This is a genomic window from Acidovorax sp. LjRoot74 (genome assembly GCF_964254355.1).
Lineage (GTDB): Bacteria > Pseudomonadota > Gammaproteobacteria > Burkholderiales > Burkholderiaceae_C > Acidovorax.
Window position 1 is genome coordinate 3,923,610 of the sequence record NZ_CAXUTI020000001.1, and the last position, 13,311, is coordinate 3,936,920.

Below are 13,311 nucleotides of genomic sequence, written 5' to 3' on the forward strand. Positions count from 1 at the left end.
GCTGCAGCGCCTGCCACCGCGCCGCTGGCACCGCCCAGCGCTGCGGCCTGCCCCCACCCCCATTCCGCCCACATTCCGTCCCCCATGCCCGCCCTTGCCCTCGCCCCCCACCAGCTGCGGCTGACCGTTGACCCCGCCACGCTGGGCTTTGCCAGCACGGCCGAACTGCAAGACCTGCCCCTGCCCTGGATCGGCCAGGAGCGCGCGCAGGCCGCCGCCCAGTTTGGCCTGGGTCTGCACCAGCCCGACTACCACCTGTTTGTGCTGGGCGAAGTGGGCAGCGGCCGCACCTCGCTGCTGCGCCAGGCCATGCAGGCGGCGGCCAGCCAGCGCGCCGTGCCGCCCGACCTGTGCTACCTGCACCACTTCGACCAACCCGACCGCCCCCGCGCACTGCGCCTGCCTGCGGGCCAGGGCCGCCAGCTGCGCCAAGGCATGGCCGACATGGCCAAGAACCTGCAGGCCGACATCCCCAAGCGCCTTGCCGCCGCCGACTTCAAGGCCGAGGCCGAACGCATCGAGAAGACCTGGCAGGCGCAAGAAGGCGAGGCCTTTGCGCAGCTCGACGCGTTTGCCGAGGCGCGCCAATTCCGCCTGTCGCGCGAAGGCGGGCAAATGGTCTTCACCCTCACCGGCCCCAAGGGCCAGCCGCTGACCGAAGCCGAAGCCCGCGCCCTGCCCCGCGAGCGCCGTGCCGAGATCGACGCCGCCGAGCAGGAACTGCGGGCCGAGATTGCCAAGTTTCTCGAAGCCGCCCGCCCGCTGGAGCGCGCCCGTGACGACGCCCTGGCCGCCCTGCGCCGCCAGATGGTCAAGCCCCTGGTGGAACACGCCCTGCACGACATCCGCCAGGGCCTGCGCAAGCAGATCAAGGACACCGTCAAGCTCACCCACTGGCTCGACCAGGTGGAGCAAGCGGTGCTGGACAACATCGACCTGTTCGAGCCCCTGGATGCCGAACGGGGTGGCGACCACGGCACCGATGCCGAAGACGACCGCAAGGACGCGCTCGACGACCTGCTGGCCCGCTGCCAGGTGAACCTGGTCGTGGACAACCACGGCCGCAACGCCGCCCCCGTGGTGGTGGAAGACAACCCCACCGTGCGCACGCTGTTTGGCAGCATCGAACACGGCTCGGAGGCCGACACCGTGCAGGCCGACCACACCGGCATCCACGCAGGCAGCCTGCTCAAGGCGCACGGCGGTTTCATGCAGCTGCACCTGCACGACCTGGCCGCCGAAGAAGGCCTGTGGCAGCGGCTGCGCCGCTTCTTGCGCTGCGGCCGCCTGCAGATCGAAGAAGGCGGCGGCAGCCCGGGCCATGGCCCCGCTGGCACTGTGGCGCTGCAGCCCGAGCCGGTGGACGTGGATGTGAAGATCGTGCTGATCGGATCGGTGGACGAGTACTACGCGCTGCAGGACGCCGACCCCGACGCCGCGCGCCGCTTTCGCGTGAAGGTCGATTTTTCAGACCACTTTGCCGCCACCCCCGCCACCCACCACGCCACCGCCATCCTGGTGGCGCAAGTCTGCAAAAAACGCGGCCTGCCCCACTTCGGCCCCGACGCCGTGGCCCTGCTGCTGGAGCAAACCCACCGCGAGGCCGACGACCAGCGCCGCCAGAGCGCGCGCTTTGCCCACACCGAAGCGCTGGCCATCGAAAGCGCCGCCCTGTGCAAGGCGCGCGGCGGCACGCTGGTGCAGGCAGACGACGTGTTGGCCGCCCTGGCCGCCCGCACCCAGCGCCACAACCAGCCCGAAGAAGAACTGCACGACTCCATCACCGAAGGCGAGCGCCTGATCTCGCTGGCGGGCTCCATCACCGGCCAGATCAACGCCATGACGCAGATCGACCTGGGCGACTACCGCTTTGGCTTCCCCGTCCGCATCACCGCGCGCACCTTTGCCGGGCAAGAGGGCCTGCTCAACATCGAGCGCGAGGTCGATATGTCCGGCCCCATCCACGACAAGGGCGTGCTCATCCTGCACAGCTACCTCACCGCGCTGTTCAGCCACGTGGCGCCGCTGGCGCTCAATGCCTCCATCGTGTTCGAGCAGGAATACAGCGGCGTGGAAGGCGACTCCGCCTCGTGCGCCGAGCTGTACGCGCTGCTGTCCAGCCTGTCAGGCCTGCCCCTGCGCCAGGGCATTGCGGTGACCGGCGCACTGAACCAGCACGGCGAAGTGCTGCCCGTGGGCGGCATCAACGAAAAGATCGAAGGCTGGTTCCGCGCCTGCGCAACAGCAGGGCTGGACGGCACGCACGGCGTGCTGATCCCCGCCCGCAACCAGCGCCACCTGATGCTGGACCGCAGCGTGCTGGACGCGGTGGAGCGCGGGCTGTTCCACGTCTACACCATGGGGCATGTGAGCGAGGGGATTGCGCTGCTGACGGGAGAGGCGTCGGGCATGAGCCCGGCGGAGCTGCTGCAGGCGCAGGCGGATGAGCTGGCCGGGGGGGCGGCCACGGTGGAGGATACGGTGATGCAGCGGGCGGAGGTGACGCTGCGGGCGTATCGGAGGGCTTGTCAGGTGGCGGGGGGAGCGCGTAGGGGGCGAGGGGTTCGGGGGCGGTAGGTAGTGCAGAGGCTTGCGAGGTTGAATGCTCGGTGTTCCGTATATCTGGCGGCTGGTTACAGCCATCCGACCAGTACCATCGAACGCGTACTCTCGACAAACTGAAGACCTCTGCATTCTCTATGACGCTCGTCTCCCTTTTTTCGCTTCGGTTGTTTTGTGGATTGTGGTCGGAGCAGTCTGGCTCCTTCCCCAAAAGCTGAAATTAATGAAGCGGCTCGGACACCTAACCGCGCATCAAATAATTCAACTCGGCAAAGAGGGCGATGTCGAAGTGCAGAGCCTACGAAAGAAGGGCCGGTGGTGGATAGCGGTGGGAGCGATAACACTTCTGCCCCAGCTAGTCGTTCTGAACATCATCAAGACTGCGGGAAATTGAGGGACAACTTTTTTCCGTAACAACGCTCTTGCTCTCACTTAGGGCCCATCTGCAACATTCGGCATGGCGATCTGGACGGCCACAAAGCTGACTTCCAATCGTCCTGCCAGTGGGCCGGACGTTAAGACGCAATCGCATCGGCGCACCGGCGGCCCGAAGAGGTCGAGGGGCGACTGAAAACCACGCTCACTCGCGCAGCACCGCCTGCGTGACGATATGACGAGGACCGAACTAGTCCAGCATGCCGGCGCCGACATTCTCCCGAACCTGCACGCCGAGCATGGATGCGAGCTGCCTGAATTCTTGCGGTAACCGACCTTGGAGCACCAGCATGACGTCAACCTTTGGGCAAGGTACTCTCCCAGCGACTTGCGCCTGGGCTTGCAATACGGCTCGGTACTTGACGACCTGAAAGATGCCGCGCCGATAGTCGTCTGGCATCGCGTCGGAGACCGTCGACTTGACTTCGATGCCAATCCAATGCGTTGGCGTCTCAAAGAAAACATCTATCTCGTCGCCGGACAGCAGTGCGTACTCTTCTCTCGGAATCCAGCCGCGACCAATAGCGCCGAATTCTGCGGGGTGGCTTGAGACATACGCCTTAAGGGCTTTGTGCTCCTTCGACTCGCCCCCTGCCCAACCACCGTGTTTAGGCCCTTTCTGATCACTCAGGCCGGGCTCGATCGGCTCAAATCCCGCGCGCCTTAACACGTCGTTCCAGAGCCCGCCAAATCTCAGAATTCGATCGTACTCGGCGGAGAGCTTGGCGCGCTTTTGGGCGCGAGTCAGCGTGTCGTAATCAGTCCATCGGCCAACGATCCCTTCGTCGGGCAGGCCACGGTTGGGCCCTCTGGACAAAACTACGATCGTGGTCAGAAACGGTACCTCAAATGGCCAGCCCGCTGTGGCGCTCGCAATACATTTGCTCACGAGCCCCAACACTCGGCCGAGGCCGCGAGCCCAGGGAGCTCCGCCATGAGTCCTTCTATCGAGTAGTTCCGCAAGCTCAAGATAGGTCAGGGGTACCAAAACTCCATCGCGCTGAGCAAGGACGTGCGAAACCAATATCGGAAGAGCTAGGCGAGCCTCACGCTCGGACGTGCTTAGATCACCGTCATCGGCAAGCAAATCGTCTTCATCCAATCCGGGATTTGATTCATCCTCGGACGGCAAGGCATAGGTCGGAGGTATACCGTTTGAGGGGTCTGTCAACTCGAAAAGGATGCTCCCGTTCAATGACGGAGGTGTAGGCGAGTTGAATTTTTCCTGGAATGCTGCATCGAGGCCTAGGCTTTGCTCCATTGACTCCAACGTCAATCCAATGATCGGAAGAAGCCGATGGACACGATCAAGCCAGAAGTGCTTGATCGCGCGGTCGCCCCGCTTGAGTGCAGTCTGGTTTGGCTCCGCTTCATAGCCATAGATTGGCGTTCTCTCACGAACGGCCTCGTCGAGGTTCTGACGTGCTTGCCGCCGTCGCTTGCTGGTCGAACCCGCAGACTTACCCACCGGATGACCTAGCCTCACAAAACGTCGCACGGTGCCGGACTGTTGATCAAACACGTCAACAATGCCGTCGCTCCACAGCGTGTTGATCAAGGCACTCTTGTCGCGGGTAAATGCATTCCAGGGCGTATCGAGGCGCGCATATGTCGGCCCCCGGTAATACGTGTCGTAGCCCGAGACCTGCAGCCAGAACCTGTTAAGGTTTTTCTCGACGCGCTCTTCCATGATCTCCCTTTCGATCCGGTGTCGACAATTCGCGGACGGACCAGCTTTCCTCATTGTGCGTCGCCCTGAAGCAGTCACATTCAAACTTCCGCTCCTGGCCGTTAAATGCCTTGTATGCCCTCTGAACGAACCACCGTGATTTTCGTGTAGCGCCCGTGTCGTCCGGCGCATACTGCCCACACATTCACTAGTCCCTCCATTGGGGTGATGTACATGATGTGTTCTGGCCCAAGCTTGGGGGAAAGTGCTTCAGCCACCTGATGCGCAAAAAAGGCATGGACGGCCTTCTCAACATTCGCGCCTTCGCATTGAGTGCCAAAGCTTTCACCTTCGGGTTGTACCAGCAGGGTATAGAGGGCCATGTCGAGTCTCCGATGTTGGCCGAATTCTCCCGCACAGAGATGTGGCCAGGCCGCCGCGTGTTGACGCTCCGGCTGGTGCCGTGCGCACTCTGGCGGATATGCTCTGTGTCTCGCTTAGCAGTTTGCGGGGCCACAGCCACCGCCATGAAGGCTGGGGCCGCTGGGCCAAAACACGATTACAAAAGTAAAGCTTAGCCATGCTCACTTGGGACCTCGAAGACTGGATCACGGACGTGGGCGCCGACCTCGTCGAGAAGCGCTTCGCCAACACATCGAATCTCACGACCATGGAGTCCGCCGTGTACGAGATTTGGCTGCTCGATACAGAGGCACGCAACGGTGGGGTATCGCAGTACTTTTGCAATCATGGGCTTCAGCAATGGGCAGCTTGCCAAACTGCAGTCGTTGCAGTCGGCCTGAATTCGTTTTATGCGTTTGCCGATGCGCTGAACGCCATCATTGGCACAGCGCAAGACCCGTACGAAGTGATCCGAGCGCAAGGTGATCCGGCAGAAGATCTTTGGTATTCCTATCAGTCGGCTGTGGTCCAAGAGTTGAGGTGGCTACACCAAAATGCGCTTTAACCTTTTGGTCAAGCGGACTTGCGCCAGCTTCGCAGGCTGGTCCACTTACTGCGAACGCTAGCCATCCCATGAGAACCATCCGCATCGACGGCACGAAGATTAAAGACCCGGCGTCATTCTTTGACGAGTTCGCCCGTGTGTTTGGTTTCCCCGCATTTTTCGGCCGAAACATGGATGCATGGATTGACTGCATGACTAACTTGGACGAGGAGTTCAATGCGGTTTGCGTTCAGCCAGGTGAACTGGTGTGCGTCGCGCTCGATGGGGCAGCAGACTTCAAGGCGCAATGCCCGGAGATGTTCCAAGCATTTGTAGAGTGCGCATCGTTCGTCAATTGGCGGCGTCTTGAGATTGGCGAGCCGGCAATTCTTGTGGTGTCATTCAATGTCTAGTCGCTGGCGAAAGACAGGCATGGCTAACCCGTCGCTTAACCTGACCTACAACGGCATGTCGCCTACGGGCCTCATTTCATTCTGGCCCTTCGGCGTCCTGCCGTCGCGGGCCGGCTAGCTCGAACGCTGAATGTCTGCTTCTCGATCCCTGCAGCGACGGCTCATGGCCGAAACAGGCATCGACCGAATCGCCACCACGGCGCCAAGCATTAGCTATGCCGCCTCAACGCTCCCCCGCAACCACCCCACAACATCCCCCGTCACCTCATCCCGATTCCTCTCATTCAAGATTTCATGCCGCGCCGCCGGGTACAGCTTGACCGTGACATCGGCCACACCGGCATCCCGATACCGCTGCCCCAGTTGCTGGATCAAGACCCCGCCTGCGGCCAGCGGGTCTGCGTCGCCGGATGCGATGAGGATGGGCAGGTCGCTACGGATGCGCGCGAGTTGTGCGGGGTCGGCCAGGCGGGGCGCGGGGGCGAAGAGCGAGGGGATCACGTCGGGCGGCACGTCCCAGCCGCACCACGGGTCGGCCACGTAGGCATCGACCTCTGCAGCGTCGCGCGACAGCCATTCGTAGCCGGTGCGGTGCTCAAAGCCTGCGTTGAATGCCGCGAGCCCGGCGGGCGCATCGGCGGGGGCGTTGGCCATGGCGGCGGCGAGCAGGTCGAGGGCGGTGGAGCCTGACAGGATGACGCCGGACCAGGTGGATGAATGGTCAATGATGGCCGCCTGCGCTGCGAATGAGCCCATGGAGTGGCCAAACAAAAAGAGCGGGAGCCGCTGCGGCCCATGCTGCGCACGCAGCAGTGCGCCGAACTGGGCCACGTCGGCAATGAGGCCGCCAAAGCCAGCGCTACCAAAGTCGCCCAGCTTGCCACCTGCCGTGCGCCCGTGGCCGCGATGGTCCACGGCGTGGACGATGAAGCCTGCGGCGTTCAGGGCCCGCGCAAAGCGGTCGTAGCGCTCGCCATGCTCGGCAAGGCCGTGGGAGATTTGAACGACGCCCACCGGTTGGCCCGGGGTTTGGGCCCAGGTGTAGGTGGTGACCTGGGTGCCGTCTGCGTTGGACTGGAAGGAGGAGGTGGTGGTGCTCATCGGTTCATTCTGGCACGGGGTCTGGCGAGCACACCACGATGAAATTGCCATGGGCGTGACCGCCGCCGCGTTCAGCAGCACCGCTCAGCAACATGCGTTGTGGGACCAGCGACAACCCATGGCCTGCATCCACCCTTGTGCGCCTTGCCTACCGGCTGGAGCAACGCACAGGGCTTTTTTATTGAATCAAAATGGCGCTTTCCGCCCGTCTGTATTCATTGTTAGCTATTTAATTTATAGCAAACAGGCTACCCACCAGATTGCACGCCCTGTGTGCACGCACCCGGCAACCCGCCAGCCGCAGGTGCACACCCCGGCGCCGCAGCGCGGGGCGCGCGGGCAGCCTGCAACGCATCGCGAATTGCCTGCACCACGGCTTCGGGCTTCTCCAGGGGGATGCCGTGCCCGCTGTCCACCCAAACCTGGGTGGAGCCTGGATAGAGGTGCGCGATGTCAGCGCGTTTTCGTTGCACATCGTCGGCCAGCGCTGGTGAAGCCCCCGGGGTGCGCAGTGCGCTGAGCACAAACACGGGCACAGCGGGGTCCACCGGCAGGCTGGTAACGAGTTGCCCGGTGGCATCCAGCGCTGCCAGCTCTTGTTTGACCACGTCAGAGGTGCTGAGGCGGAAGGCCACTTTCAGCCAAGTCGGCCACAGGTCCGGGTTGCCCGCACCGCGCATCTGGTCGGGGTGGGTGGAATCCACCAGCACCAGCGCCGCCACCTCGCCGGGGTATTTGCGCGCAAACAGCTGCATGTACAACCCGCCCAGCGAATGGCCCACCAGCACGTAGGGCGGGGGCAGCTTGCGGGCTTTCAGAAGTGTTCTCAGCTCTTCGACCACATGGGCCCCGTCGCGGGGGGCGGGCGATGCCTCGCTGTGGCCATAGCCTGCGCGGTTGTAGGCCAGCGCGGTGGTCTCGTGCACGGTGTCTGGCCAGACTTTGGACCACCAATCGAGGCGGGCCCCCAACCCGTTTTCGAACACCACCACGGGTGCGCCCTGCCCCGCCAGGGCGTGCTCCACCTCGCGTCCGCCCGCCGTGTCGGTCACCACGCCCGGCACCGTGGCACAGCCCGCCAGGCAGACGGACAACCACAAGCCCGCCAATCGCCATCTTTTCATTTCGCCTTAACCATTTTGTTGAGTGAAATCGCCCCGCTTGCCGGTGCAAACCAGGGGCTTTGAAAACCTACCGGGGGCACGTCATAGGCGCGCATCACGCCGCCACAAACACCCCGTGCAGCCCCAGCGGCAGCGCATACGGCAGCGTGGCCTGCGCCACGGGGCCGTCGGCCAGTGCATCGGCGGCAAAACACGACAGCAGGGTCTGCTTGCGGGCGTAGTCCAGCGCGGTGCCCAGCACCCAGCCGGGGCCGCGCGCGTCGGGCACCCAGACATGCTCTTCCACGATGGTGTGGCGGCCATAGCGGTAGCGCTGCGAAGCGCCGGTTTCCACGTTGGTGGTGGCAATGGCGCCCCACAGCGGCAGACCGCCCTGCGTGCTGGTGGCATGCACAACCTGGCGGTGCCGCAGCCCCACGCGCCGGGGGTCGATGCGCGGAAACTCCGCCTCCACCCCCAGACTGGCCTGGGTGGCCTGGCCGGTGCGCAAGTCCAGGCGGGCCACGGTCAACACGGGGCCTGCAGAACCGGCGAGCCGGGCGCGCATTACCTCGCGCGTGTCGGTAAGGACGCCAGACGCATCGGCGGCGCGCGCGTAGTCGAGGTGGATCACTGCGCCGGTGCTGTCGGTGCCGCCATTGCCACCACCGCCGCTGCCGGTGTGCTCCTCCCAGGCATTGCCCAGGTGGAACAGGAAGCCTGTGGGCAGGTGGAATATCTGCTGCCGCTTCCAGTCCTGCTTGTTCACCACCAGTGCGCGCATGCCCAGCTCGGGCCGCCACTGGTGCGCGTCGAGCACACTCGCCCCGGCCAAGCGGCGCTGGGCGTCGTACACCAGCGGCGGCAGCAGGAAGACGAGGTGCCCGGCCGTGACCGCAAAGTCATGGACCATGGGCATGTCGCTGAGCGGGAACGCATCAGCCCGCCGCAGCACGCCGTCCGGGCCGATCTCGTACAGCAGCAACAGGCCGTGGTGGGCGTCCACGCCAAAGTTCCAGATCGTTCCGTCAGCCTCCACGCGGGGGTGGGCTGAAAACGGCACGCCCGCCAGGTCTGCGCGCCAGGTCTTGAGGCCCCGGGTCTCCAGCGTGCGGGGGTCCAGGCGGGTGGCCGAGCCGCCCTCCCACAGCGCCAGCACCTCGTCGCCCACGGGCAGCATGCTGATGTTGGCGGGGTTCATGCTGTCGGGGGCGCTGGGCGGTTCGCGGCCCGGGAACACCGTGCCAAAGCCTTCGGTCAACCGGCGGCCCGCACGGACCTCGGCCAGCCGCTTGGCCGTGGCCACATAGCGGCCCTGGTGGTGCACCGTGGTGCCTTCGATCACAAAACGGTGCGCCATCCCGTCGCCATCAAACCAGTGCTGGTAGCGCTCTCCGCCCAGGTCGTGGCCCGCCGGGCCCACACGGTACAGCGTGCCCGCCACGGCATCTGGAAAGCGCCCGCGCACCGACGCTGCTGCCAGCGGAAAGTCTGCCGCCGCAGTCGCAAACGCGGGCTTCCAGCGCGCCCGGGAGGACTCGAACTGGGTGTGCCAGCTGGCGGATGCGTCTTGTTTTGGGGCTTGCGCGTGCGCCGCCCAAGGCGCGAGCCACGGGCCAGCGCCAGCGGCCACAAGCCGCAGCAACAGGTCACGGCGATGTGGGGACATGGATGCGTCTCCAGAGGCTCAGCGCAGGCGGATGGTGATGCCGTGGTCGGCATCGAGCACCACCGCCGCAGCGTCAAAGCTGGGCGGGCCCATGCGGCCCCGCGCGTCGTTGGAGAAGCCGTACCGCTCCGTGGGCAGGCCCAGCAGGTTGGTGTCGAGCTTGGCGTTGCCGTTTTCGTCGGCAAACGACTTGATCACATAGCGCCCGGCGGGCAAGCCGCTGAACACGAGCTGCGCAACACCGTCGCGCAACTCGACCTTTTGCGAGACCACCGCCTGGTTGCTGGCAAACGCATCGGCCGAGTCAAACACGGCCAGGTAGAGCGTTGCTGGCGCGGCGGGGCCGTCGGTCACGCTGACCCGCAGGTCGGCAGCGCTGGCCGCCAGGGGCAGGCATGCCGCAGCGATGCACAGGGCGGTGGTGTGTAGCCGCTTCATGGGAATCTTGGCGTGGGGTTGCGCGGATGGCGGGCAGGTGGGCAGGTGGGCTTCAGCACCGCCCCGCTGCCTTCAGCAAGGCGTTGCATTCCGGGGCTGCGCTGCGGCCACGGGCGGCCGGTGCGGCAGGTGTCGCAGGTGCTGTGCCCCCCGGGTTGGTGCTGCTGTTTTTGCCCGCCACCATGGCCGTGCACACGGCGTCGGAGTGGGGCGTCTGCCCAAAACTCATGGCCTTCTGGAAGCCCGTGGCGCCATACAGGTAGCAGCGGTAGGCCATGCCGTCGAGGGTGTTGACGGTGTAGTTGATGCGGCCACCGGTTTCCTCCTCGCGGTCGGTGATGGTGAACTGGCCGACAGACCGCCCGATGGCCTGGCCTGTGCGCTGCTCCAGGCCCCTCTGGTCGAGGGTGGAGGCGCAGCCCGAGAGCAGGGCCAGGGCGGCAATGGTGGGGGCCACCAGCAAAAGCACAGGGCGCGTGGAAGTCTTCATGGGGTTCCTTGGTTTCATCAGGTTTATCGGTTTCATCGGGTGAAGCAGTTGTCTGCATGCAGGGTTGCCACGCTCGCGGCCACCGCTGACAGCGTGGGTTGGGTGGTGGGAATCTCGTCGCCCAGCAGGCACAGCCGGTTGGCGGCGGGCAGTGCCCAGATGGCGCCGGACCGCGTGCCCGTGACCGTGTGCAGCTCGCCCCAACGGGCCGCCATCGCCGGGTTGGCGTCAGACCGCGCGAAGCTCACCACGCCGAGCTTGCTTGGGCCCACCTGTTGTGATGCGCCCGCACAGCCGTTGCCCGCAAAGATCAAGACGCCTTCGTAGTAGTCAACCGTGGCCCGCCCGGTGGTGCGCGCCCGCAGCGTCTTCTTGAACGACTGCGCACCCACCGGGGTGCAGCCCTTCTGCACCCAGTCTCCTTCCAGCGCGCTGATGCTTGCCACTGGTGCCATGCTCCCCGCGCCGCCGCCCCATCCCCCATCGGACAGAGCCACATCGCCATCACCACCGCTGCGCCCGCTGCAAGCCCCCAGAGGCAAAGTGAGCCCCAGGGCCAAGGTGACCAGGGCAGCAGGCACCATGGCCGCACGGGGCAACGGCGAGAAAGAAGGAGGCATTGGGCACAACGCAGTCATACAAAGCTCCTTGGTGAATTGGGGGAAAAGCAGGAGAAGAAAAAGGAGAAGAAGGAAAAGCAGGCGCGCAGCAGCCCGCCACCGGCCCAGCCCTGCGGGCCCGGCCGTGGTCACGGTGTGTTCAGAAAGGGGAAGAGAGGGCTATCAGCCCGGCTTGCGGGCCACGATGAAGACCCGGATGTCCTTGCCCCGGGTGCCGTGGCGTTCGACAGAGACAACTTCCAGCCCCTGGCGCACAAAGGCTGCCTGCAGTTGCTGCGCGTCGAAACACAGCACCTGCGGCGCCTTGCCAATGGCCTGCATCAGCGGCAGCGCCAGGCGGGGGATGAGCGGGTTCATCTCGGTGATGCACGGCGTCTTGGAGATCAGCAAGCCGCCTGGCCGCAAGGCCCGCACCAGCAGCTTGAGCACATGGTCCAGGTCCTCCACCAGGTGCAGCATGCTGAAGGCCAGCACCACGTCGTAAGCGCCCTGCCCCTGCCCCGGCGCGTCGGCATCGGCCACCGCAAAACCCAGTTGCGGCACGGGCTGGGCGGCCAGCCGCTCCTGAGCAATGGTGATCATCCCGGGCGAGACATCGGTGGCCAGCATGCGCCCCGTGAAGGGCGCCAGGCGCATGGCGGTGCTGCCGGTGCCACAACCGACTTCCAGCACATCGGCTGCAGGGGGCAGCAGCGCCTGCACACGCTGCAAGGTGGCCTCGTAGCCCGCCATGTCGGCAATGGGCTCGGCGGCATATTTGGGAGCGATGCGGTCCCAGAAGCGGGCCTTGCGGGCAAAGAGGGAGGCACTCGCCTCCGCATGTGGCGTGGCACGGAGGGCCGGAGCGATGGAGGGCGTTGGCATGGGCGGGCGGGGCATCGGGCGTTGAGCGATACCGGAATGCTATCCATGCAAAACCCCGCAGGGAACGCCTTAAATTGCAGTGAACATATACATTTACGCATGAACAACCTCGACTGGAACCAGCTCAAGGCGTTTCTGGAAACCGCAGAAACCGGATCGCTCTCGGCCGCCGCCCGCAAGCTGGGGCTGACCCAGCCCACCCTGAGCCGCCAGGTGGCCGCCATCGAACAGCACATGGGCGTGACCCTGTTCGAGCGCGTGGGCAAGGCCATGGTGCTCACACCCACCGGGCTCGACCTGCTGGAACACGCCCGTGCCATGGGCACAGCGGCAGAGGCGCTGGGCCTGGCGGCCACGGGCCGGTCTGAGGCGGTGGGCGGTGTGGTGTCGGTGTCGGCCACCGACGCCGTGGCGGCCTACCTGCTGCCGCCCATCGTGCAGCGGCTGCGCGACCAGGAGCCCGGCATCGCTGTCGAAGTGGTCTCATCCAACGCACTCAGCGACCTGCTGCGCCGAGAGGCCGACATTGCCATCCGCCACGTCAAGCCCGAGCAACCCGAGCTGATCGCCCGCCTGGTGCGGGAGGCCCAAGCCAACTTCTATGCATCGGAAGACTGGGTGGCCACCTACGGCCACCCACGCAGCGCCGAAGAAGCCGCCCACCTGCCCTTTGTAGGCTCCGACCGCAACGGCCGGTACCTGGAGTACCTGCGCCAGTACGGGCTGAATCTGAGCGAGGACAACTTCAGCTGCTACTCCGACCACACCGTGGCCCACTGGGCGCTGGTGCGGCAGGGCATGGGTATTGGCGCCATGATGAAAGAGATCGCGCGCAAGACCCCGGGCATGGTCCGCGTGCTGGACGATTTGCCGCCCGTGCGGTTTCCCATCTGGCTGGTGTCACACCGCGAGCTGCGTACCTCACGGCGGATACGGGTGGTGTTTGAGGCATTGGCCGAGGGCTTGCTGGACGAGGACTGAGTACGGGTTGGCGCAGCGCT

Annotated in this window: 13 protein-coding genes; 4 read left to right on the forward strand and 9 right to left on the reverse strand. The window is 65.1% G+C overall.

Annotated features, from left to right (window positions below):
- The first annotated feature begins 84 nt into the window (after positions 1-84).
- The gene (locus ACSQ3O_RS18710) at positions 85-2,577 is read left to right on the forward strand and encodes a Lon protease family protein (RefSeq protein ID WP_436140023.1); all 2,493 of its coding nucleotides are present in this window, start codon (positions 85-87) and stop codon (positions 2,575-2,577) included.
- A 610-nt stretch (positions 2,578-3,187) separates the two neighbouring features.
- On the opposite strand, the gene ACSQ3O_RS18715 is transcribed toward ACSQ3O_RS18710, so the two are convergent.
- Entirely contained in the window at positions 3,188-4,687 is a 1,500-nt protein-coding gene (locus ACSQ3O_RS18715; RefSeq protein WP_436140024.1) for a hypothetical protein, read from the reverse strand.
- A gap of 101 nt (positions 4,688-4,788) precedes the next feature.
- Entirely contained in the window at positions 4,789-5,049 is a 261-nt protein-coding gene (locus ACSQ3O_RS18720; protein ID WP_436140025.1) for a hypothetical protein, read from the reverse strand.
- A gap of 197 nt (positions 5,050-5,246) precedes the next feature.
- On the opposite strand from ACSQ3O_RS18720, the gene ACSQ3O_RS18725 reads away from it, so the two are divergent.
- A complete protein-coding gene (locus ACSQ3O_RS18725; RefSeq protein ID WP_436140026.1) occupies positions 5,247-5,633 on the forward strand; it encodes a DMP19 family protein in 387 nt (128 codons plus the stop codon).
- 68 nt (positions 5,634-5,701) lie between these two features.
- Positions 5,702-6,025, forward strand: coding sequence for a barstar family protein (locus ACSQ3O_RS18730; protein ID WP_436140027.1), 324 nt, complete (start codon positions 5,702-5,704; stop codon positions 6,023-6,025).
- Positions 6,026-6,238: 213 nt separating this feature from the next.
- Here ACSQ3O_RS18730 and ACSQ3O_RS18735 read toward each other — a convergent pair whose 3' ends face one another.
- From ACSQ3O_RS18735 to ACSQ3O_RS18765, 7 genes are all read right to left on the reverse strand, one after another.
- Positions 6,239-7,126, reverse strand: a complete 888-nt coding sequence (locus ACSQ3O_RS18735) for an alpha/beta fold hydrolase (RefSeq protein WP_436140028.1) — start codon at positions 7,124-7,126, stop codon at positions 6,239-6,241.
- 248 nt (positions 7,127-7,374) lie between these two features.
- Positions 7,375-8,250, reverse strand: coding sequence for an alpha/beta fold hydrolase (locus ACSQ3O_RS18740; protein ID WP_436140029.1), 876 nt, complete (start codon positions 8,248-8,250; stop codon positions 7,375-7,377).
- Between the two features lie 94 nt (positions 8,251-8,344).
- The gene (locus tag ACSQ3O_RS18745; protein ID WP_436140030.1) at positions 8,345-9,898 is read right to left on the reverse strand and encodes a carotenoid oxygenase family protein; all 1,554 of its coding nucleotides are present in this window, start codon (positions 9,896-9,898) and stop codon (positions 8,345-8,347) included.
- Between the two features lie 18 nt (positions 9,899-9,916).
- Complete coding sequence (locus tag ACSQ3O_RS18750) at positions 9,917-10,336, reverse strand: DUF2141 domain-containing protein (RefSeq protein WP_436140031.1); 420 nt, start codon at positions 10,334-10,336, stop codon at positions 9,917-9,919.
- Positions 10,337-10,388: 52 nt separating this feature from the next.
- A complete protein-coding gene (locus ACSQ3O_RS18755) occupies positions 10,389-10,826 on the reverse strand; it encodes a hypothetical protein (RefSeq protein ID WP_436140032.1) in 438 nt (145 codons plus the stop codon).
- 32 nt (positions 10,827-10,858) lie between these two features.
- Positions 10,859-11,464: a hypothetical protein gene (locus ACSQ3O_RS18760; RefSeq protein WP_436140033.1), complete on the reverse strand. Its 606-nt coding sequence runs from the start codon at positions 11,462-11,464 to the stop codon at positions 10,859-10,861.
- Between the two features lie 144 nt (positions 11,465-11,608).
- Complete coding sequence (locus ACSQ3O_RS18765) at positions 11,609-12,310, reverse strand: class I SAM-dependent methyltransferase (RefSeq protein ID WP_436140034.1); 702 nt, start codon at positions 12,308-12,310, stop codon at positions 11,609-11,611.
- 99 nt (positions 12,311-12,409) lie between these two features.
- On the opposite strand from ACSQ3O_RS18765, the gene ACSQ3O_RS18770 reads away from it, so the two are divergent.
- Positions 12,410-13,291 carry a LysR family transcriptional regulator gene (locus ACSQ3O_RS18770; protein ID WP_436140035.1) on the forward strand — a complete coding sequence of 294 codons (882 nt, stop codon included), beginning with the start codon at positions 12,410-12,412 and terminating at the stop codon, positions 13,289-13,291.
- Positions 13,292-13,311 lie beyond the last annotated feature (20 nt).